Here is a 21,377-nt window from a genome sequence, read left to right as displayed (position 1 = left end):
ATGACTGACAAATAATGCGAGGGTTTGTCTACACGCTGAAGCTGCCTAATCATAGGCAGCTATTCAGCATGATTCTGACGATCCATATAAAGAGGCGGTCTTTTCAACGAAATCACCGCACAGCTAAAGGCAATCAGCACAAACACAGCACCGAATTTAGCCAAATCAACGGATGAACCGGTCATTGTAAACACGACACCGCCAACTGCTGATCCGATCGAGATGCCAATTTGCAAAGCCGATGTATTTAAACTTTGCTGAATATCAGAGGTTACAGGATCTGTTTGAATCAAATAGCTCTGCAAGGCAGGCGTCAGTGCCCAGCTGAGCGCTCCCCACAGGACAACCATCACCATAAAGAGCACAAACACACCCGCTGTATACGGAAGGATAAACATGACAATCGCAAACGCTATTGTCACAAACAAAATGGCTTTCCCTGAACCCAGTTTGTCACTAAGCCAGCCGCCAAAACCATTTCCGCCAATAGACGCAAGCCCGAATACCAAATAACAAATGCTAATCCAAAACGGTGTCATATGCAGAACTTCCATTAGAAATGGGGTGAAATAAGAATAGAGCATATAATGGCCCGCAAGCATAAACAAGCTAATCAAGTGTGCACTAAAGATTTTCGGATGCCCTAAAGAACGAATTTGCTCTCTAAGAGGTGTGACTTTTTCAACAGGCATTTTTTCCAATAGAAAATAGATCAGCACCATGGATATGGCCGATAGAATACTGATTCCTAAAAACATCACTCTCCAGCCAAAGCTCTCTGTAATAAAGATACCGATCGGTACACCGAGAACAAGTGATGAACTAATGCCAATAAAAATCAGGCCTAATGCTTTCGCTCGATGCGCTGGTTCCACCAATTTGGCGGTAATCGTCAGTGATAACACCACCACAAGCGCTGTACTCATCGCAATGAACACCCTTGACATCATGACAAGAGCAAAGGTCGAACTAAAATAAGTAAACACATTTCCTATTGTGAACACCAATAACGCTATTAAATAAAGACGCTTTCGTTCGATTTTGGCTGTGACGGTCAGCAGCACTGGTGCTGATATCGCATACACAATCGCAAATACCGTGATAAGCTGTCCAGCTGTCGCAAGAGAAACATCCAGATCCTCTGCAAGGCTTGGCAAAATGCCCCCAACCACAAGCTCAACTAATCCAACCGCAAAAGTAGAAACGGCTAATAAATATACTCTCCAGTTCATGTCTAACATCCCTTCTGTATATCATCGCTTTCACTTTTGATACAGGGTGTAGACAAACAAAAAAACCCTGATTACAAAAAAGGAAAGCGCGCTTTTGTAATCAGGATTTATCGGATCCTGGTAGAAACCCTCAAACCATATTATTGAGGTTATACAAGTCTATTTTTTCTTCAAATATATTAGCATAGCCTTACATAACTAGCAAGCTGTAAAAATAGAAAATTCCTGCCAATTGGAGCTTAAAGCAAAAGACCCACAAAGGTAAGAAACGAACCTGCAGAACAACTTGCTTTCTCCCCCATTTACAGGTAAACTGATGAAAAATCAACGAACAATAATCAACGTAGATCTGGAATAGTAGCTTGAATCGATCTTTAACAGAGAGGGAACGGTGCTGAGAAGTTCCTACTGACATCTTCAAGTGAACCTGCCGATTTAGTTCTGTTTCATACAGCGGTTCAAACCGTTATCATGATTGAGTGTAAAGCTGTGCTTTAAATTAGGGTGGTACCACCAGGAATGGTCCCTAACTTAAAGCACAGCTTTTTTGTTTTTTAAAAGGAGGAAAATGCGATGTCAAAGAAACAATTTGTGGAGAACATTACAAGCATGGAAGACGACTTTGCCCAGTGGTATACAGATGTTGTCACAAAGGCGCGGCTCGTCGATTACTCAAGCGTTAGAGGCAGTATGATTATCCAGCCATACGGCTTTAAAATCTGGGAAAACATTCGCGACGAACTTGACCATCAAATTAAAGAAACGGGTCATGAGAATGTCTATATGCCTCTCTTTATCCCAGAAAGCCTGCTGCAACAAGAAAAAGATCATATCGAAGGCTTCGCTCCTGAAGTGGCATGGGTGACTCATGGCGGTGAATCAGTATTACAAGAAAGACTCTGCGTCAGACCAACCTCTGAAGTGCTGTTCGCTGAGCATTACAAGAACATTATTCACTCCTACCGCGATTTACCAAAGCTGTATAACCAATGGGCCAATGTCGTCCGCTGGGAAAAGACAACACGTCCATTCCTTAGAACCCTTGAATTCCTATGGCAGGAAGGGCACACATGCCATGAGACTGAGCAAGAGGCGATTGAAGAAACAGAAAGAATGCTCCACATCTACGCTTCTCTTTGCGAAGAGCTCCTTGCGATCCCTGTCATCAAAGGGAGAAAAACAGAGAAGGAAAAATTCGCCGGCGCCCGTTTCACCTATACGGTCGAAAGCTTGATGCATGATGGAAAGGCATTGCAAACCGCCACTTCTCATTTCTTCGGTAACGGATTTGCAAAGGCTTTTGGCATTGAATTCTTAAACCGCAAAGGGAAACTGGAGCATGTCCAGCAAACCTCTTGGGGCTTCACGACAAGAATCATCGGCGCCATGATCATGGTACATGGCGATGACAGAGGACTTGTCCTCCCGCCAAACATTGCGCCAACCCAAGTACGTATTGTGCCAATCGCTTCTCACAAAGAAGGTGTGCTAGACCATGCCTATGAATTGAAAGATCGACTCGCCCGCATCGCACGTGCTGACATCGATGCAAGTGATAAACAGCCAGGCTGGAAATTCAACGAATGTGAAATGCAGGGCATTCCTTTACGTGTAGAAGTTGGACCAAAGGATATGGAAAAAGGACAGGTGATGCTCGCAAGACGAGACACAGGTGAAAAGCAAGCCGTCACATTAGATGCACTTGAACAGACCATCACAGCCACCCTTGAAGACATTCAGCAGACGATGTACCAAAAGGCAAAAGAACGATTACATGAAAAAACATCCCACGCCTACACAATCGCAGACATCGAGCAAATCCTTGCGGAAGAAAACAGATTGATCAAAGCGATGTGGTGCGGTGATGAAGCCTGTGAAAACGACATCAAAGAAAAAACAGGGGCAACTTCACGCTGTATCCCATTCGAACAGGAAACCGTTTCTGACACATGTGTGTGCTGCGGCAAGTCTGCATCTGATATGGTGTTCTGGGCGAAAGCCTACTAATAATATGGACGAAAGAGAAGCATCCTTGGCGATGCTTCTTTTTTGTTAAAAAGACCCAAACACCCATTGACCTCACCTACACAATCCCCTATAATTCATATTAATATAATCGGTTTTTAAGACTTTAACTGGAGTGGTGATACATGAAGCGCTGGCCCTCACTATTTGCAGAACGTTGCCCAAAATGTAAAACAGCATTAGAAGTCTCTAAGTCCAATGCCCTGCAAGGCAAAGTCGTGAAAACATGCCCCAACCTTCATTATCAAAAAGAGTACCACCCAGCACTTGAAACGTATATCGAGCACGATGACGTCAAATAAAAAAGACCAACACGTGTGAAGCAGCTGCTACTTTCTCTGTTGGTCTTTTCTTCAAAATAGATCCAGCCAAATTTTGATCGCTGTCGCTGTAATCATCACGGCAAGTAGCCATTGCAAGTAGACGGCATTGATTTTCTGACCGACCTTGGCACCAATCGGAGCGGCAATCAAACTTGCCGCCATTAACACAACAGCAGGAAGGAGCATGACTTGACCCGTCAATACCTTTCCAGCAGACGCACCGATGGCAGAAAGAAACGTAATCGCAAGTGACGACGCAATGGTCATCCGTACAGGAATTTTTAAAATAGACAGCATCACCGGCACCAAGATAAATGCTCCTCCTGCGCCTAAAACCCCTGAAACACTACCGATCACAAAGGCAATACCAGCGGCCAGCCCTTTATGAAAAGTCACTTCTCCCTCTGCATCTGCACGCTGCCCTTTTTTCGGAATCAGCATGAGGATAACGGCTACAATGGCGAGCAACCCATAGACGAGATTCATCCCTTTCTCCGGCATGAAGTGTGATACATAACTACCTAATAAGCTACCTGCCAATATACTGCTTCCCATATATAAAATCAACGAGCGATGTAAAAATCCACTTTTCCGATACGCCAGCACGCCACCGAGCGTCGAAAAGAGCACTTGAATGGCGCCAATCCCCGATACCTCGTGTGCTGACATTGCCATCACACCAACAAGAGGCGGGATATAAAGCAGCATGGGATAGTTGATCACAGATCCCCCGATCCCCACCATTCCTGATAAGAAGGAACCAATACATCCGATGATAAAAAGTGTAATTAAAAACGCAAAATCCACGCTGGTCTCCTCCTTTGCAAAAGGAAAAGGGGATCTTTAGCAGATACCCCCTACATCCTTTAGGACCCTTTTCTCACCCAGAACTTCAGTACATTCCCTTCTTCCGCCTGCGTGATCAATTCATGTCCGCTTGACTTTGCCCATGCCGCCAAGTCCGCTTTAGCCCCTTTATCTGTTGCATGTATTTCTAACACTTGACCTTCCGCCAAGTCGTTCATTTTTTTCTTCGTTCGAATAATCGGCATTGGGCACGCAAGCCCCGTTACGTCTAACAGTTGATCTGATATCATTTGATCGTTCCTCTTTTCCTATTTTATTGAACATTACCGAATCGCACAACGGTTTGGACCAATTTCCATTTCTCGCTGCTCTTCATCGTCTGGGCTCAGCTTCCCCATATTGGCTTTACGAATGTCTTGATAGGCGTTTGGCTGTGCAGGCAGATTCTTCGTGACCATTTGTCTAAATACGTCTTCATCTTCAATATTCAGTCCATGATTTTCTTCAAATAGAACGCCTAGCTCCTTCCAAACGCTTCCGTCTTCATTGACTTCATCCATGATCATGAAATGCGCTGGCAAAACAATGAATTCTTTCGAAAGTGCTCTATATCGGTCATAGAGTGTTTCTCTCAAATCACCTACCCAGTCCTCCGCCATTCCAGCGAGATCAGGTCTTCCAATAGAATCAACGAACAAAATATCACCTGAAAGAAGATATTGATGATCCACGATAAAAGATGTTGAACCAATCGTATGCCCCGGCGAGTAAAGGGGGTGAATGTCAATGGAAGCCGCTCCAATTGTCATCCGCTGTCCATCTTCAAGCCGTTTATATTCAAAGGTCACCTCTTCTGCATCTTTTGGTGGTAGCCAGTAGTTGGCACCAGTCTGTTCAGCCAGTTTTTTCCCACCAGAAATATGATCTGCATGAAGATGAGTATCGAGCACATGCGTCACAGTGACATCGTGCTTTTTAGCAAAATGGATATAGACATCCGTCATTCTAGCTGCATCTACAATTGCGGCTTCTCCATTTGATATGATCATATAGGACAGGCAGCCTTTGCCCATCCGCACAAATTGATACAACTCTCCACCGCCGCTTAAATCCCCTATCTTCACTGGCTCTAGATGCTCACTCCACGCCTTCATGCCGCCCTGTAAATAATGGGCAGGCCTGCCCGCTTCTGACAGCATTTCCGCCACCATGATAGATGAGCCCTCTTTCGCACAAACAACCAGCACTTCTCGGTCACTCGGTATTTTGTGTAAAATATCCTCTATGCCCTCAAACAGATCAAAGTAAGGCACATTGACATATTCAATCGCTTCCCCTTCAATCTTCCAGTCCTGAGCATCTGCCTCATTTCGTACATCTAACAAAAAGAGAGGCTCTTTGTTGATGACCTTTTTCGTTAACTGCTCTGTCGTCATTGCCTTTACAGTCATGTCTCATTCAGCTCCTATTTTTCAATCGCTCCTGTCCAGCTATTCATACCTGGCACTATATTCATCAATTGATGAAATCCTTTTTCTTTTAACTTTTGCGCAGCTAATTCACTTCTTCTACCTGAATGACAGATGAGGTGAATGACCGTATCCCGGCTCAATTCTTCCGCACGTTGTTCAACCTCACCAAGAGGGATGTGGACAGCTCCTGGAATATGACCCGCCTCGTATTCATCCAGCTCTCGTACATCTAAAATAAACAAAGATGAATCTTCTTTTACCTTCTGTTGAAAAATCTCCAAAGACATTTCCGAAATCATTGACTCCCCTTCTTTCTCTTTCGCTCCGCCCTTTCGGATCAAATGATGGAGCACCTGTCCTTCTACTTTTGTTCCTAAAAATTCGTGACCAGCGCTTTTTGACCAAGCCGCTAGATCCGCTGCTGACCCTTTATCGGTTGCTTGAACTTCGAGCACATCACCTGGCAAGAGCTCGTTCATTTGCTTTTTCGTTTTTACAATTGGCATCGGGCATGCCAGCCCTTTTGCATCTAGAATCGCAGTTGGTTGCTGCATCGTGTTTCCTCCTTTATATAGGGGTAGGGGTATATTTTCACCCACATTTATTGCCAAGCATTCATACCACCCTTGATATTTGTAATATGGGTAAAGCCTTGCTTCTTCAATATTTTCGCCGCCTGCATACTTCTCATTCCGCTTTGGCATATCACATAGACCTCATGGTTTTTCGCTAGCTGATGAGCTTGTTCTTTTAGCTGAGGTAAGGGGATGTTTTGAAATCCTTTGATATGGTTTGTTTGAAATTCTACAGGAGATCGTACATCAATGAGCTGTTGATGTTTACTATTCAGTTTCGGTTTCATATTGGCTGCATCGATTTGTTTCACACCCCGTACGGGAAGAAAACGGCTCACAAGCAAGCCGATGACGATGATGAGCAAAAACGTTTGAATCATGTTTTATCACCTCACTAGATAAATAAATTCACATTCCCAATTTCAGCCTCTGCTAAATACGCAGCCACACCGGCATATTGAATGTCAGCTAATAATTCTTTCTCCTGTAACCCTAAAAGGTCCATCGTCATCGTACATGCCACGAGATTGATACCCTGTTCCTTCGCCATATCAATGAGCTGTGGCAAGGTCATGGCGTTGTGCTTTTTAATGACATGCTTGATCATCTTCGGTCCCATCCCTGCAAAATTCATCTTTGACAGACCCATTCGATCAGCGCCGCGCGGCATCATCTTGCCAAACATTTTTTCTAAAAAGCCTTTCTTCATTGGCACCATGTCATCCTGACGCAAGGCATTCAGTCCCCAAAAGGTATGAAAAATCGTCACCTCATGATCATAGGCTGCTGCGCCATTTGCAATAATGTAAGCAGCCATCGCTTTATCATAATCTCCACTAAATAACACAATTGTCGTCCGTTTCTTCTGTTCTTCCATCATGCTCCTCCTTATTCACATTACCCATAGGGGTATATTATAATCCAAAAAATATATACACATACCGGTAAGGGTATATTATAACAAGTAAAAAAATTCGTCAACCTCCAAAGGCTGAAGAATTTCTTATCGGCTTTTCACCAATAGCTCAACCGCTTCTTTCACAAGACCCTCCGTATCCTTGCCTTGTTCAAGACTTTCTCGGACACATTGCTCAAGGTTTGTACTCACAATGACACCCATCGCCCGATCAATGGCATTGCGGGATGCAGACAGCTGCGTCACCACTTCACGGCAATCCTTTCCTTGCTCCATCATCGCAAGGACACCCTTGATCTGCCCTTCAATTCGACGAAGACGGTTCTTCATCTGTTGATTATATTCCACGTTTAAACACTCCTTTCTATGACAGATAGTATACCCTAAGAGGTATTTAGTCAAACGACTTGCCCTTCTTTTTATAGAGAAAGGATAGATCGTACGTGAAAAGAATTGCATATTCCACCATTTATTGATAAAAAGAAATTAATCAACGAACGAGAAATTAGTTCATGAAAAGAGGACACACATATGACCTTACATCACTATATTGGTGCCAATAAAGAGCTGCCGCTTGGTACCTTTGGTCAAAAACCTACCTATAAACCGCTCTCTGAACTCAATATCAGAACGTTTGATAGAAATCGAAAAAAGACCAAAATCTATCAAAAAGAAGAGCCTTTGATAGAAATATTCGAAACAGAAGAGGACTTTGCTGGCATTCACATTGCTTATGTAGATCCAGTCTATGAAGCAGTAAGAGACAAATTTATGCATCCTTTTGTTTATGATTTAGGCATCATTCATTCTCTCCGTCCTCTTTTCCTTTTCATTGAAACAGAGCTGTCCAAAGGAGAAACCATTGAAATCTACTCTTGTGTAGACGGTCTGAAACGAAAGATAAAGACGATCAATTAGTTGTAGAAATTGACCTAAGCAAAAAACGATTTGGGACACATATCGATTTTAAAGAGATCGATGAACTGATCGATATGTTTGAATTAGAAAACTTACAATATGTGCTGGTGAAGAAGTAGAGGAGAATTGAAATGGAACATCAATGAGGCGTTGAAAAGTTTAGGCCTTCAATTATCTCTGTGTAGATCATCGTAAACTTTTTCAAAAATCTCTATTGGTATTGAATACTTTGTTGTCTTATCATTACGGTAATTAACCACTATATCAATGTGATGTTGCTTTTTTTTAAATTCAATAATTGAATTCTCCCATCTATCTCGAACGGATATGACACAATTACCGTTTTTCTTTTCCTTTTTCTGATAAACATAGTCCATTTTATCTCTCCTTTCTTATTATTTAGTATTAGATAGGTGAATTGACGTCACGTTTTAAATCAGTGATACCCAAGAAACATGAAGATAAAGAAGCTAAATGTGGTGAGTAAGTTTAAAAAAGTATAAAGATAATTTCTACTATAAATACTTAATATAATACCAACTGGACCTAATAGATAATTCAATAACCATAATCCGATTCCATATCCAAATATCAAATTAGGGCTCCATAGTAGAACACCTATTACAAAGCATAGTAGTGATAACCGTCTCATTATTTTTTTAGACATTAGAACTCCTTCGAATTTTAAAATTGTAGGGTGTTTATTCAGTTTGCAAATATAAAGAAAAACCTATATTTTAACAAAATGATACACTCAAATAATGACTTAGTCTCTACTCCTTAAGAAATTTAAGATGAAATTAAACTAATGATGTAAAAGCAGGTGACCCATGCCAAACAACCAAACACCCAACCCACTCATCACTGAAAAATCACCATACCTCCTTCAGCATGCCCACAACCCAGTTCACTGGTACACGTGGGGGCAAGAAGCCTTCGACAAAGCCAAACGTGAAAATAAACCTGTGCTTGTCAGCATCGGCTATGCCACTTGTCACTGGTGCCACGTCATGGCCCATGAAAGCTTCGAAGACCAAGAAGTCGCCGATATCCTAAATGAGCATTTCATTTCGATTAAAGTCGATCGTGAGGAGCGTCCCGATATTGATTCCATGTATATGTCCGTTTGCCAGATGATGACGGGGCAAGGCGGCTGGCCGCTCAACGTGTTTGTCACGCCTGATCAAAAGCCTTTTTATGCGGGGACTTATTTTCCGAAAAGAAGTGCTTACGGCCGTCCGGGCTTCATTGATGCATTGACGCAATTGCTGGATGCGTATCACAACGACCGAGATCATATTGAATCATTGGCAGAGAAGGCGACGAATAACCTGCGGATCAAAGCAGCAGGTCAGACAGAAAACACGCTGTCTCAAGAATCCATCCACAAAGCCTATTACCAGCTCATGAGCAGCTTTGATACGCTGTATGGCGGATTCGGCTCTGCGCCAAAATTTCCTGCACCTCATATGCTCTCGTTCCTTATGCGCTATTATGAATGGACTGGGCAGGAGAATGCGTTATATGCGGTCACGAAAACATTAGATGGTATGGCAAATGGCGGTATATATGACCATATTGGTTCAGGCTTTTCTCGTTATTCGACGGATGAAAAATGGCTTGTGCCGCATTTCGAAAAGATGCTGTATGATAACGCCTTGCTGATGGAAGCATACACGGAAGCCTATCAGCTCACTCAACAACCTGAGTATGAAAAGCTTGTCCACCACCTTATCCAATTTATGAAACGAGATATGATGAATCCGGGCGGCTCCTTTTATTCGGCGATAGATGCAGATTCTGAAGGGAAAGAAGGGCAATTTTACGTCTGGTCTAAAGATGAGATCATGACCCATTTAGGCGAGGACCTTGGCGCTTTATTCTGCGCGGTCTATCACATCACAGAAGAGGGGAATTTTGAAGGGTGGAACATTCCTCATACGATTTCAACCTCATTTGATGACATCAAAGCATCGTTTTCGATAGACGACAAAACCCTTCAGTCCAAGCTGCAATCCGCTCAGCACATCTTACAATCCGTGAGACAGCAGCGTCCGGCACCACTTGTCGATGACAAGGTGCTCACATCCTGGAATGCATTGATGATCTCTGCACTTGCCAAAGCAGGAAGGGTATTTGATGCAGAGGAAGCCATCAGCATGGCGAAGCAGGCGATGTCTTTTCTAGAAACACACCTCGTCCAAAATGAACGACTCATGGTCCGCTACAGAGAAGGGGACGTGAAGCACCTAGGCTTTATCGAGGATTATGCACACATGCTTTCAGCCTATTTATCTTTATACGAAGCGACCTTTGAATTAGAATGGCTGGAAAAAGCGACAGCCATTGCCGAGAACATGTTTGAGCTGTTTTGGGATAAGGAAAAAGGGGGCTTTTTCTTCTCAGGATCAGATGCGGAAGCGCTCATCGTTCGAGAAAAAGAAGTATACGACGGCGCCATGCCTTCTGGTAACAGCACCGCACTCAATCAGCTTCTCATGCTAAGCAGACTGACCGGACGTCAGGATTTGCTGGACACATTAGAGCAAATGTTCAAAGCCTTTTATGTCGATGTCTCTTCCTATCCAAGCGGGCACACAGCGTTTCTACAAGGGCTCTTGAGTCAATATGCCGCCAAACGAGAAATCATCATTCTCGGAAAAAAGGGCGACCCGCAAAAAGAGCGGCTTTTACAGGCACTTCAGAAACGATTCATGCCATTTGATATCATATTAACCGCTGAAACAGGGCAGGACCTAGCACAGCTCGCACCATTTGCAAAAGATTACAAAGCAATCGACGGCAAGACGACCGTGTATATTTGTGAAAACTACAGCTGCCGCCAGCCTATCACGAATATCGACGAGGCAATGGAACAATTATTCCAATTTTGAGCTGTCATATGATGACTGCGAGAAGTCAAAATGAGGACAAACAGATAAAAAAAATGTCAATCCGCTAACAATTCGTCTATACGGTTTTATTTTTCCTCTAAAACGGTTAGAATGCGCACTAGATGTTCTCATACCGAAGGGAGAGAAAATGATGAAAAAGGTATCATATACACTCATCGCTTGTCTGCTATCTGTTGGGCTTGCAGCTTGCTCATCAAATGATGCAAAACAGGATAAGCAGAATGATTCAGCCAAAAACAAGGAAACAACACAGGCTGATCAAAAAGAGCAGCAAAAGCAAATGGAAGACATGCAAAAGAAATTAGATGCACAAAAAATCGATGACAAAAAGGTCGTTGCGACCGTCAACCAAGACAAAATCACAGGCAGTGAATACAATAGCGCCTTATCCACCATTCAAGGGCAGCTTCAGCAAGCAGGGCAAGACCCAACATCTAAAGAAGGTGCAAAAGAAGTCAAGAAACAAACCATTGATGCGCTCGTAGGTCAAGAGCTCATCCTGCAAGATGCTGAGAAGAAGGGCTTCAAAGCCTCTGACAAAGAAGTAGATAAGCAGCTAAAAGAAGAAAAGAAACAATTTAAAGACAATGCTCAATTCGAAGAAGCACTCAAAAAGAGCGGACTCACAATAGATCAGTTAAAAAGTGACATTGCCGACAGCATCAAATACAGCCAATATGTCGACAAAGAAATCAAATCAGCCTCCGTCTCTGAAAAAGACGTCAAAGCGTACTATGACCAATACGCAGATCAAATGAAAAAACAAAAGCAAAAAGCACCAGAATACAAAGAAATCAAATCACAAATTAAAAAACAGCTAGAATCTCAAGAAAAGCAGAAAGAAGTACAAAAAGAAATTGAAAAACTAAAGAAATCTGCGAAAGTTCATGTGTCCATTTAACCGATATGAAAAAATCCGCCATTGTGCGGATTTTTTTCATGACTGGATGAACATTTTTCCAAAATAATGACAAAAGCCTCATCATAAACATCTCCTTCATCCGATATGATGGGAGTACAAAAGAAAGCGTTATCAATTCTTTTGTCTCTGAAAAGGTACAAGATCGACGGCATATCTCGTACTTTTGCTTCAGTCAATCGGATATCTACAAAAGGAGGATCTTTATGTTCAAATGGTTTAAACCAGCTCCGCATATCGACAGGCTCGATGATGCCAAAACAGACGAGACCTATAAACGGCTGCGGCTGCAAGTCTTTTTAGGGATCTTTATCGGGTATGCAGGCTACTATTTGCTGCGCAAAAATTTTGCCTTTGCCATTCCTTATTTACAGGAAGAGGGGTTCACAAAAAGTGAATTAGGCTTTGTGCTCGCAGCCGTATCCATCGCTTATGGCTTTAGTAAATTCATCATGGGGATGATTTCGGATCGCTGTAATCCAAGATATTTTTTAGCCACCGGACTCTTTTTATCAGCCATTATCAATATCCTATTTGTCTCGTTTCCATGGGTCACATCCAGTGTATGGATCATGTTTTTATTCATGTTTTTAAACGGCTGGTTCCAAGGAATGGGGTGGCCTCCATGCGGACGTACGATGGCCCATTGGTTTTCAATCAGTGAGCGAGGCACGAAAATGTCCATTTGGAACGTCGCTCACAATATCGGTGGGGGTATTCTTGCACCGCTCATTACATTAGGAATTGTGCTGTTTGCGACTTGGAAAAGTATCTTTTTCTTCCCTGCCATCATTGCCATTATCGTTTCTTTCGTGATCATTCTTCTCGTAAGGGACACCCCGCAATCCGCTGGGCTTCCGCCAATCGAGGAATATCGAAATGACTATCCGGCACAGAAATATGAGGATCAAGAAAAAGAATTAACAGTGAAAGAGATTTTATTTAAATATGTACTCAACAATAAATTCCTTTGGTATATCGCTATTGCCAACGTATTTGTGTACTTCGTCCGTTACGGTGTCGTTGACTGGGCGCCGACCTACTTAACAGAAGCAAAAGGGTTTTCACCAGAGCATTCACGCTGGTCTTATTTTCTTTATGAATATGCGGGCATTCCCGGTACATTATTGTGCGGGTGGATCAGTGACCGCTTCTTTAGAAGTCGCCGTGCACCAGCAGGCGTCCTCTTTATGGTTGGGGTTTTAATTGCTGTTCTCGTGTACTGGTTAAATCCTGCTGGCAATCCAATGGTCGATAACATTGCCCTCATCAGCATCGGCTTTTTGATTTACGGGCCTGTCATGCTCATTGGACTTCAAGCCATTGATCTCGCCCCTAAAAAAGCGGCTGGCACTGCTGCTGGGCTCACAGGCTTCTTCGGCTATATTGGCGGCTCTGCCTTTGCCAATGCCATGATGGGCGTAGTCGTGGATCACTATGACTGGACAGGAGGCTTTATTTTACTGGTTGGTTCTTGCGTGCTTGCGATTGTCTTCCTGGCAATGACATGGAATACAGGGAAGCGCGTAGAGCAGGCTTAATGAAAATCACATAAAAGATTCATATCCCCCCAACATGCTCTTTACATCTATTTCTTATGATGAAGGCAGTTACCGTAGAAGGAGGATAAAATATGAAGAAAAGTAGATTACTTGCTTTCGTGTTGCTCTCTTTTGCTTTACTGTCTTTTGCGTGGATGCCGACCACCGTATCGGCACATGAACATCTTTTATCTCCAGATCGTATCCTAACCGTTGCACATCGCGGAGCATCAGGGTATGCACCAGAGCATACCCTGGCTTCCTACAAGCTCGCCACAAAGATGAATGCGGATTACCTCGAACTCGACCTTCAAATGACAAAGGATGGACATCTCATCGTCATGCACGATGAAACGGTTGACCGGACCACAAACGGAACAGGCTGGGTCAAAGACCTCACACTTGCCGAAATCAAACAGCTCGATGCCGGCGCTTGGTTTAACGAAGCCAACCCCGACAAACAAAATGCCAACTATATTGGACAGCAGGTACTCACATTAGATGAGGTGTTGCGCTATTTCGGCAAACGAGAGAATTATTATATTGAAACAAAAAAACCGGACCTTTATCCGCAAATGGAAGAAAAGCTATTGGCCACCTTAAAGAAACATCACCTTCTCGGAAAACATACTAGAAAAGGGCAAGTCATCATCCAATCCTTTAGTCAAGACAGCCTGCTAAAACTACAGAAACTAGCTCCACGCCTTCCAAAAGTACAGCTATTAGACAGAGCCCAAATGACGTCCATCACAGATGATCAGCTCGATTTCATCAAATCTTACGCAGTGGGTATCGGACCGAATTTTAGAGCATTAACTCTTGAGAATGTGCAGCAGGTCAGAAGCCACGGGCTCCTTCTTCATCCATATACAGTAAACAACGAAGCAGACATGACCCGTCTTCTGCAATATGGCGTCACCGGCCTTTTCACCAACTTTCCAGATGTCTTTCAGCGTGTAAAATCCTCGCTGTAAACAACAAAAAAGCCTTGCGGTTCGTTCATTCCGCAAGGCTTTCTATTATTTCACCGTTTGATCAGTTGAAGCTGTTTCAATCGGTTTTCGTTTTCCAATCCCAAATACAAAAAAGCTAAGCGTCACTACAATCAAGAACACAATTCCCACAATAAGAGAAATGCGCGTATCCTGATTAAAGAACATAAACACAAGAACCATCAGTAAGAAACCGATTGTTAGATAGTTAGATAGTGGCGCAAGCGGCATCTTGAATGGGTGCTGATCAAGCGCTGACCCCTTTGCCCTTCTGAAGCCAATATGACTAATTAAAATCACAAACCAAGGCACCATACCAGGAAGTACACTCGCACTATACACATAGACGAAAATGTTTGGCGGAGCAACATAATTCAGGACAACTCCTACCGCTAGACCGATCAGTACAGCGAATGTCCCAAAATACGGTACACCGTTCTTTGAGATTTTTGTAAAGAAAGCTGGTGCCTGTCCATTCACACCTAATGTATAAAGCATACGTCCCGCACTGAAAATACCACTGTTACAGCCAGACATAGCTGCTGTAATCACAACGAAGTTAATAATACCAGCTGCCGCTGTAATTCCAATTTTCGCAAACGTCGCCACAAATGGACTGCCAAGGGTATTCAGCTGATCCCAAGGATACACAGTCACAATGACAAAGATCGCACCGATATAGAAAATCAAAATACGCCAGATGATACTTTTGATCGCATTTGTCAGTGTCTTTTGCGGATTTTGCGCCTCACCTGCTGTAATCCCAATGAGCTCTACGCCTTGATAGGCAGCAATGACAAGAGACAACGCAAACAAGAATCCACTAAACCCACCTGTAAAGAACCCTCCATGCGCCCAAAGATTAGACAAACCAATTGCTGTTCCGCCATTTCCAAATCCAAAGAAAATAATGCCTAGACCTGCAATAATCATCAAGATAATCGTCACAATCTTGATCATCGCAAACCAAAATTCAAACTCACCGAACGACTTAACCGAAATCAAGTTGGCCGCGCCTAAAATGATCATCGCAATTAATCCTGGAATCCACGCCGGTAATTCTGGAAACCAATATTTCATATAAGCGCCTACTGCAATAATTTCAGACATCCCGACAATGACCCATTGGAACCAGTTACTCCAAGCCGTCATATACCCCGCAAGCGGATGAATATATTGATGTCCAAATGTAGCAAACGATCCAGTACTCGGTTCAAGATATAACATTTCTCCCATAGCACGCATAATAAAAAAGATAAAGATGCCACACACTGCATACGCAAGAAGAACCGATGGACCTGTCCATTGAATGGCTTTGGCTGACCCCATAAATAAGCCAACACCAATTGTTCCGCCAAGTGCAATCATTTGAATATGACGGGCACTTAACCCTCTCTTTAATTCCTTTTGAGCCACTTTTCTTCCCCCTCATCAACAAACAGCATAAAAAGTAAAAAATCAGAATTTTCATTCTGATTATGAAACATCAACCTATTGATGTATATTATCATAATAAATCTACCCTTAAAAAACAATTGTTTTTTTGAGGAAAACATTATTAACTAAATATTCTGACATAAAAAGAGATTCAAATTGTTTTATATTGATATATTGAATAAGAGGGTAAAATAACTTCAATGCGTTTCACTTAATCTAAACTGACCACCTCTTATATCGATCTCGAAGGTCTTCTGTCCATTTTTATGCACCTTGTTCTCCTTCTCGCCAACACAAGGGAAGTCATTCTGAAAGACACCTGATCTTTTCTTTACGTAACATGAAAATCCATCATTCTCTGGAATTGCCAATTTGACATCTGCGCCAGTTGTAGTTGATTTGAGTGAATGCAGCATAGTTATAGAATCAATCTGTATCCTTCTACCTGTTGCATGCAGATCAATATCTGAAAAAGCACCTACCATCTCCACTTTTGACGATGTGGTGCGCAATTCCAATGTTTGTGTGATGAGCTGTTGACTAGAAATAAGTCCACCAACAGTCTGTAAACGCAGATGCTTGATATCTCCCGTGAACATCGCCTTTCCAGAAGTTAATTGACACTTGACTTCCTCCATCCTTAGCCCGTCTAAGTGAAGATTTGCTCCTTTACAATGAATAGACATGGACTGTATTTGTTTTTGAGGGAGATAAATCTCCAAATCCGTTTTGTGAAGGTGAAGCCCTAAACTGAACTTTCTTTTTCTTCTATCCTGAATCACGAGCCTTCCTTCCCTTACTTGATATTGCAGTAAATGCCGGCGAGGAAAGGCATTATTTGTGATTTGATGAATCAATATATAAGAATGATCATGCTGATGAATACGAACTTTCCCTATCAACCAATCTAGTGATAGCTCAACGACTGCTTCTTCAATTTGAACCGTATGCTCCACATGTCTCCCTCCTTTTTTCATCACGACTCATATCGTTTTCAGCCGGCCAATCTTACTCATCATTTCAAGGATCACGATGAAGACAGACACGGTCATCGCTCCCAATAGAACGAGATTCAGTTGATCATTTCCATAGCTTGCTATCGACACGTTTCCTAAAACGGCACATAATAAGATTGCAGTTATGATGGTGGTGAAAACAGATTTCTTCATAAAACCTATTCTCATCGCTATCATACCAATCCCATTGACACAACAAGTAAACACAAGGAAGGTTTTTAAGAAAGTAAAAAAGAACTCAGCAGTCATCGTATCATGAACAATTGGTAAGATGGCTTCCGTGAAACCAAACACAACAAATGAGGGAATGATACTAAACAACATAGCCACCGTCGATAAGCACATCATCAAGACCATTTTAGAAAAGAGTAATGGTTTCAGGTTGGCTGCATTGGAGCTGGATTGATGTTCCCGACATGCAGTGACCACAACTCGCCAATACATCTTAGCTGTTAGTATAGAAAAAAAGATCATACATATTGCGCTCGTTAATAAGTAAATATTCTTGTATTGCTGAAAACCCGTCTCCTGTTCTACCTGTGCAACAAACGCGACAAAATAGATCAATACCAGCAGCACGATACTCGCTATCATACTAGCTCGAATGTATTGTTTGATATGACTTTTTCTTAACTCAAGTTTCATTAAATGAAGCATGATGAACCCTCCTATAATATGGAATGTCTTTGGCATTTCAACAACAAAAGTACTTCTCTGTCTGACCACTTATGTTCCAGGCTGATCATACCCTCCAATACCAGCATAATGCGCTGTGACCTTTTGAATAAATAGATCACTCACCACATCTACTCCAAGTCCTTTCATCATCTGTTGTAAAAACAGCAAGCGCTGAACAGTTTCTTGTTGATCACGAGCAAATAGCGTTGGATTCAACCATATATTCACAAGAAGCATAAACACCTCTGCCACTTCACCAGGAAAAGCAGTCGTCATTGACCCATCTTCAATCCCTTCAAGAATGATTCGTTTGATTTTGAGCGCATCATGATTGACTCCTACCTTCATCCCTTCAACCACAAATTGTGGATTTTTGACCTGGTCAACCAAGATCCCATCAATTGAATGAGACTGCGGGTCTGCCACAAGCTGCTCTAGAATCAGCTGTAGCTTCTCTTTTGCATGAGCTGCCTCCGTATGCTCGATCAGCTCCTCAAGCTTCTGTGTCGCATAACGAAATTGCCGATCCATCACGGCACGTAATATTTCTTCCTTCGATTTAAAATGATGATAAATAGCACCCTTAGACATATTCAATTCATGGATAATATCCTGCAAACTCGTCTTTTCGAATCCTTTTTCCTGAAACAACTTCGTCGACACGTCCAAAATCTGCTGGATTGTCTTTTCTGGATATTTATTTCTAGCCAAATGAAACGCCTCCTTTTACATACCAACCGTTGGTATGTATCTTATATGCTTTATCATAAACTGTCAATACAGGTTTGTATAGAACAAAAAAAGACCGCTTACACGGTCTTCTCAAGCTCAAATTGTAAATTCACAGGGGTATCTGGCAGTGCCGAGGCTTCCACCATATTGGTCGTAGGTGTCTTCTCATCCACTTCCTCAAATCGAAAACCGTCTGCCCATACTCTTCCCTGCCCGCCAAGCAGCACCCCAAAATGAATGGATTCACTGTGAGAAGGGATATCTAATACAATCGAATATTGATTCCATTCCGTAGAACCTGTCACAGGTCGATTCTGCATATTATCAAACTGTACTATATCTCCTTTTCCATCATCTACACGCATCCAAACCCCTGCAGATGACGCATCCTCCGATTTTAAGAAAGCAGAGAGCTTGAGCCGTTTCCCCACATATTCTTTTGCTTGGAACCCTTGCATCATCGTTGCAAACTGTCCATCCTGAACGCCTTCTTTAGAAGATAGAACACCTGCTTGCTTCCCAGTATGAAACACTGCTGTATCAACACCCATCTCATACATATTCGGATGTGAACCACTCAATCCCCAGCCAGGCACCGCTTCATGTAATGTCATAGAAACTTCCTCCTTTTTCATTTGCATATCTCTCATCAATGTCCGGTACATTCCAGGAGGTAAAGAATAGAGATGCTTAAAAGCACGCGTAAAGGCTTCCTGCGATTGGAACTGTAACGAAAAAGCGATATCTAATATCCCCTGATCTGTATACAAAAGAAGCTGTGCAGCCGTAGCTAACCTTCGTTTCCGCACATATTCCCCCATCGACAGCCCTGTTTCTTTTTTAAACACACGCAGCAAATGAAAATGAGAATACCCCACCTTCTCAGGCACCTGCCTCAGCGGGAGCTCATCCATCAAATGCGACTCCAAATAGGAAATCACCTCTTGCGTAACCCGACTATACATCATCTCCCTCACCTCTTCTTGATCATAAAACAAATTGGCAAGTACGTTTTGATCGAAATTGCTTTATGTCTATTTGGAATCAACAAAACATCAGTAATGGCTTTATACAAGCGAACAAACCACCCAGTGAATATAGAAAGTTCACGGGTGGTATGAGTTAGCCATATAAAAATCAATTATTTGCCATCTTTATCACCTATAGATCGAAAACAACTTAATGTTCTCTTTTCATTTTAGACATAAAATCTCTAAAATCATCTGCGATTTCCTTTGATTTCGTATGATGCAAATAATGGCCACCTTTAAAAGTAACTACTTTTCCATGGTTTGAGTTTTTCAGCAAATCCTCATGCATTGGCTTCCAGCTAGGTGTTTCTGCCTCCGTTTGATCGGCTAGGTAGAAAATAACAGGAAGTTCCTTAGGATATTGTAAGCGCTCGGCGCTTTTAAAATTATTCGTGAAATTTTCTGCCTCACTAGCTTGGCTTTCATTCAAGAAGTTCTTAAATGTCAGCATTTTGATCTGCTCTTTCGTTTTGTCATCCACTTTAGGCGTAATCAGTTGCTCTGGGTTCAATTTCACTAATAACCTGTAAAAACCTGATTGATCGAGCAGCTGTAAGCTGGAGACTGGCAATTCATCATCTGTATCCTGCTTAGGAACACTACTGTCAATTCCAACAAATGCTGTGACTTCTTTTTCATACTGATTAACATATTCCAATCCATATATCCCAGAAATCGAATGACCCATCATCGTGTATTTTTTAATATTGAGCTTCTGCAAACATTCATGAATCTCATCCACAATGTTTTGACTTGTACGTACTTTATCTGTATCATCACTTAATCCATAACCAAACGGTTCAATCACTACGACTCTGTAATATGGCGATAATTCATTTACAAGCGGCATAAAATCAAGCACTGGCGAAGCGGTCCCATAACCTGGAAGTAGCACAACCGTTTCTTTTCCACTGCCTTGAATCAACACGTTCATCTTTTTACCATCAACCGGGACCATTTGCCCGTAAGATTCTATTTTCTCCTTCTCCCTTTCCTTACTAAATAGATTGACAAAGTAAACACTTGCTAGAAAAACAACCAGTACAGTGATGATGGTGATGATGAATATAAGCATCATCCTCAATAATTTTTTCATTGTTTTTCTCTTCCTTTCATGAAGAACTCCAGCTTACATCCATAGATAACAAAAGCTAATATTTTTTTTCACAATAGATGATACCGATTGTATTTGCGCAAACACTTGATACATACATAAATGTTATGGCTATATAAAACCATTCTGTTGGTGATGAAAATTGATGGACTGAAGATTGGATGACAGCAACCAATATATACGCTAAAGCAACACCTACAATAGAAAAACTTCCTGCTTTCGCTAAAATAAATTGACCTCGTTCATCATGTTTATATTCACGGTTTTTCTTAAATTGAAAGGCCGTGCTTAAAATAGAAAGGATAATCAAAAAATAAAGAATGATCGTCGTCATCATTGTGGTTCCTCCTTGTCGACCTCTTGAAATACGTCATACAAATCAACTTCAAATGTCCTAGCAATTTGAAAGGCTAATTTTAAAGACAAAGAATATTTACCATTTTCAATCGCTGCCACCGTTTGACGAGTCACACCTAACTTCTCTGCCAAATCCTTTTGTGTCCAATCTCTTTCTGCCCGTAAGACCTTGATTCTATTTTTAATCTCCATTTCAAATTCCTTTCTTAAAGGAAGATTTATTTAACAATATGTTAAAAATTATTAACATTATGTTAAATAATAACCTCTTTTCTTCTGTATGTCAATTTCACTGGATGCAAAAAAATAAGAATCATCCATTTTGAAAGTCTTACCTCAAAATGAATGATTCTCTAAAAATGATGTGATCATCTGAA

The 21,377-nt window shown here is 41.9% G+C and carries 24 protein-coding genes, 1 pseudogene, 1 riboswitch and 1 other annotated feature; of the genes and pseudogenes, 8 read left to right on the top strand and 17 right to left on the bottom strand.

Annotation, left to right across the window (positions count from 1 at the left end):
- Window positions 1–59: 59 nt before the first annotated feature.
- Window positions 60–1,232 carry an MFS transporter gene (locus tag BA70_RS15590; protein WP_034324139.1) on the bottom strand — a complete coding sequence of 391 codons (1,173 nt, stop codon included), beginning with the start codon at window positions 1,230–1,232 and terminating at the stop codon, window positions 60–62.
- A gap of 77 nt (window positions 1,233–1,309) precedes the next feature.
- Window positions 1,310–1,409: riboswitch (purine riboswitch) on the bottom strand.
- 158 nt (window positions 1,410–1,567) lie between these two features.
- Window positions 1,568–1,763, top strand: a binding site (T-box leader).
- Between the two features lie 42 nt (window positions 1,764–1,805).
- Here BA70_RS15590 and proS point away from each other — a divergent pair.
- Together proS and BA70_RS20370 are read left to right on the top strand one after the other, a co-directional pair.
- Window positions 1,806–3,239, top strand: a complete 1,434-nt coding sequence (proS, locus tag BA70_RS15585) for a proline--tRNA ligase (protein ID WP_034324136.1) — start codon at window positions 1,806–1,808, stop codon at window positions 3,237–3,239.
- Window positions 3,240–3,382: 143 nt separating this feature from the next.
- Window positions 3,383–3,559, top strand: a complete 177-nt coding sequence (locus BA70_RS20370; RefSeq protein ID WP_167331440.1) for a hypothetical protein — start codon at window positions 3,383–3,385, stop codon at window positions 3,557–3,559.
- Window positions 3,560–3,610: 51 nt separating this feature from the next.
- Here the strand turns inward: BA70_RS20370 and BA70_RS15580 are convergent, their stop codons facing one another.
- The 7 genes from BA70_RS15580 to BA70_RS15550 form a co-directional block, all read right to left on the bottom strand.
- On the bottom strand, window positions 3,611–4,387 hold the full coding sequence (locus BA70_RS15580; protein ID WP_034324133.1) for a sulfite exporter TauE/SafE family protein: 777 nt from the start codon (window positions 4,385–4,387) through the stop codon (window positions 3,611–3,613).
- A 59-nt stretch (window positions 4,388–4,446) separates the two neighbouring features.
- Window positions 4,447–4,677 carry a sulfurtransferase TusA family protein gene (locus BA70_RS15575; protein ID WP_034324131.1) on the bottom strand — a complete coding sequence of 77 codons (231 nt, stop codon included), beginning with the start codon at window positions 4,675–4,677 and terminating at the stop codon, window positions 4,447–4,449.
- Window positions 4,678–4,710: 33 nt separating this feature from the next.
- A complete protein-coding gene (locus BA70_RS15570) occupies window positions 4,711–5,838 on the bottom strand; it encodes an MBL fold metallo-hydrolase (protein WP_034324129.1) in 1,128 nt (375 codons plus the stop codon).
- Between the two features lie 14 nt (window positions 5,839–5,852).
- Complete coding sequence (locus BA70_RS15565; protein WP_034324127.1) at window positions 5,853–6,413, bottom strand: sulfurtransferase TusA family protein; 561 nt, start codon at window positions 6,411–6,413, stop codon at window positions 5,853–5,855.
- A 47-nt stretch (window positions 6,414–6,460) separates the two neighbouring features.
- Window positions 6,461–6,814, bottom strand: a complete 354-nt coding sequence (locus BA70_RS15560) for a rhodanese-like domain-containing protein (protein ID WP_034324124.1) — start codon at window positions 6,812–6,814, stop codon at window positions 6,461–6,463.
- Window positions 6,815–6,828: 14 nt separating this feature from the next.
- Window positions 6,829–7,311 carry a DsrE/DsrF/DrsH-like family protein gene (locus tag BA70_RS15555; RefSeq protein ID WP_034324121.1) on the bottom strand — a complete coding sequence of 161 codons (483 nt, stop codon included), beginning with the start codon at window positions 7,309–7,311 and terminating at the stop codon, window positions 6,829–6,831.
- A gap of 126 nt (window positions 7,312–7,437) precedes the next feature.
- The gene (locus BA70_RS15550; RefSeq protein ID WP_003217059.1) at window positions 7,438–7,698 is read right to left on the bottom strand and encodes a metal-sensitive transcriptional regulator; all 261 of its coding nucleotides are present in this window, start codon (window positions 7,696–7,698) and stop codon (window positions 7,438–7,440) included.
- A gap of 183 nt (window positions 7,699–7,881) precedes the next feature.
- Here BA70_RS15550 and BA70_RS15545 point away from each other — a divergent pair, with 183 nt between their 5' ends.
- A complete protein-coding gene (locus BA70_RS15545) occupies window positions 7,882–8,268 on the top strand; it encodes a hypothetical protein (protein ID WP_239646682.1) in 387 nt (128 codons plus the stop codon).
- Window positions 8,269–8,435: 167 nt separating this feature from the next.
- Here the strand turns inward: BA70_RS15545 and BA70_RS15540 are convergent, their stop codons facing one another.
- A complete protein-coding gene (locus BA70_RS15540; protein WP_034324119.1) occupies window positions 8,436–8,645 on the bottom strand; it encodes a hypothetical protein in 210 nt (69 codons plus the stop codon).
- Between the two features lie 453 nt (window positions 8,646–9,098).
- On the opposite strand from BA70_RS15540, the pseudogene BA70_RS20640 reads away from it, so the two are divergent.
- The 5 genes and pseudogenes from BA70_RS20640 to BA70_RS15515 all read left to right on the top strand — a co-directional run.
- Window positions 9,099–9,590, top strand: a pseudogene (locus BA70_RS20640) (thioredoxin domain-containing protein); the annotation flags it as partial.
- Window positions 9,591–9,674: 84 nt separating this feature from the next.
- A complete protein-coding gene (locus BA70_RS20890; protein WP_338058959.1) occupies window positions 9,675–11,162 on the top strand; it encodes a thioredoxin domain-containing protein in 1,488 nt (495 codons plus the stop codon).
- Between the two features lie 151 nt (window positions 11,163–11,313).
- Window positions 11,314–12,084: a SurA N-terminal domain-containing protein gene (locus tag BA70_RS15530; RefSeq protein WP_034324115.1), complete on the top strand. Its 771-nt coding sequence runs from the start codon at window positions 11,314–11,316 to the stop codon at window positions 12,082–12,084.
- Between the two features lie 224 nt (window positions 12,085–12,308).
- Window positions 12,309–13,643 carry a glycerol-3-phosphate transporter gene (gene glpT / locus BA70_RS15520; protein ID WP_034324110.1) on the top strand — a complete coding sequence of 445 codons (1,335 nt, stop codon included), beginning with the start codon at window positions 12,309–12,311 and terminating at the stop codon, window positions 13,641–13,643.
- 92 nt (window positions 13,644–13,735) lie between these two features.
- A complete protein-coding gene (locus BA70_RS15515; RefSeq protein WP_034324107.1) occupies window positions 13,736–14,617 on the top strand; it encodes a glycerophosphodiester phosphodiesterase in 882 nt (293 codons plus the stop codon).
- A gap of 45 nt (window positions 14,618–14,662) precedes the next feature.
- Here the strand turns inward: BA70_RS15515 and BA70_RS15510 are convergent, their stop codons facing one another.
- The 8 genes from BA70_RS15510 to BA70_RS15475 all read right to left on the bottom strand — a co-directional run bounded on the left by BA70_RS15510 (window position 14,663) and on the right by BA70_RS15475 (window position 21,192).
- A complete protein-coding gene (locus tag BA70_RS15510; protein ID WP_034324104.1) occupies window positions 14,663–16,051 on the bottom strand; it encodes an amino acid permease in 1,389 nt (462 codons plus the stop codon).
- Between the two features lie 218 nt (window positions 16,052–16,269).
- The gene (locus BA70_RS15505; RefSeq protein ID WP_034324102.1) at window positions 16,270–17,028 is read right to left on the bottom strand and encodes a DUF4097 family beta strand repeat-containing protein; all 759 of its coding nucleotides are present in this window, start codon (window positions 17,026–17,028) and stop codon (window positions 16,270–16,272) included.
- 27 nt (window positions 17,029–17,055) lie between these two features.
- Entirely contained in the window at window positions 17,056–17,745 is a 690-nt protein-coding gene (locus BA70_RS15500; RefSeq protein ID WP_034324099.1) for a hypothetical protein, read from the bottom strand.
- 69 nt (window positions 17,746–17,814) lie between these two features.
- Window positions 17,815–18,447: a TetR/AcrR family transcriptional regulator gene (locus BA70_RS15495; RefSeq protein ID WP_078061744.1), complete on the bottom strand. Its 633-nt coding sequence runs from the start codon at window positions 18,445–18,447 to the stop codon at window positions 17,815–17,817.
- Between the two features lie 128 nt (window positions 18,448–18,575).
- Window positions 18,576–19,466 carry a helix-turn-helix domain-containing protein gene (locus BA70_RS15490; protein WP_034324094.1) on the bottom strand — a complete coding sequence of 297 codons (891 nt, stop codon included), beginning with the start codon at window positions 19,464–19,466 and terminating at the stop codon, window positions 18,576–18,578.
- Between the two features lie 211 nt (window positions 19,467–19,677).
- Window positions 19,678–20,625 carry an alpha/beta hydrolase gene (locus BA70_RS15485; RefSeq protein WP_034324091.1) on the bottom strand — a complete coding sequence of 316 codons (948 nt, stop codon included), beginning with the start codon at window positions 20,623–20,625 and terminating at the stop codon, window positions 19,678–19,680.
- A gap of 55 nt (window positions 20,626–20,680) precedes the next feature.
- A complete protein-coding gene (locus BA70_RS15480) occupies window positions 20,681–20,980 on the bottom strand; it encodes a hypothetical protein (RefSeq protein WP_034324089.1) in 300 nt (99 codons plus the stop codon).
- Window positions 20,977–21,192 carry a helix-turn-helix transcriptional regulator gene (locus BA70_RS15475; RefSeq protein WP_003217221.1) on the bottom strand — a complete coding sequence of 72 codons (216 nt, stop codon included), beginning with the start codon at window positions 21,190–21,192 and terminating at the stop codon, window positions 20,977–20,979. Before BA70_RS15475 ends, BA70_RS15480 begins: the two co-directional genes overlap by 4 nt.
- Window positions 21,193–21,377: the final 185 nt, after the last annotated feature.

This window comes from Bacillus zhangzhouensis (assembly GCF_000715205.1).
GTDB lineage: Bacteria > Bacillota > Bacilli > Bacillales > Bacillaceae > Bacillus > Bacillus zhangzhouensis.
The sequence above is the reverse complement of the archived record's forward strand: the minus strand, read 5'-3'. Positions and strand labels throughout refer to the sequence as shown.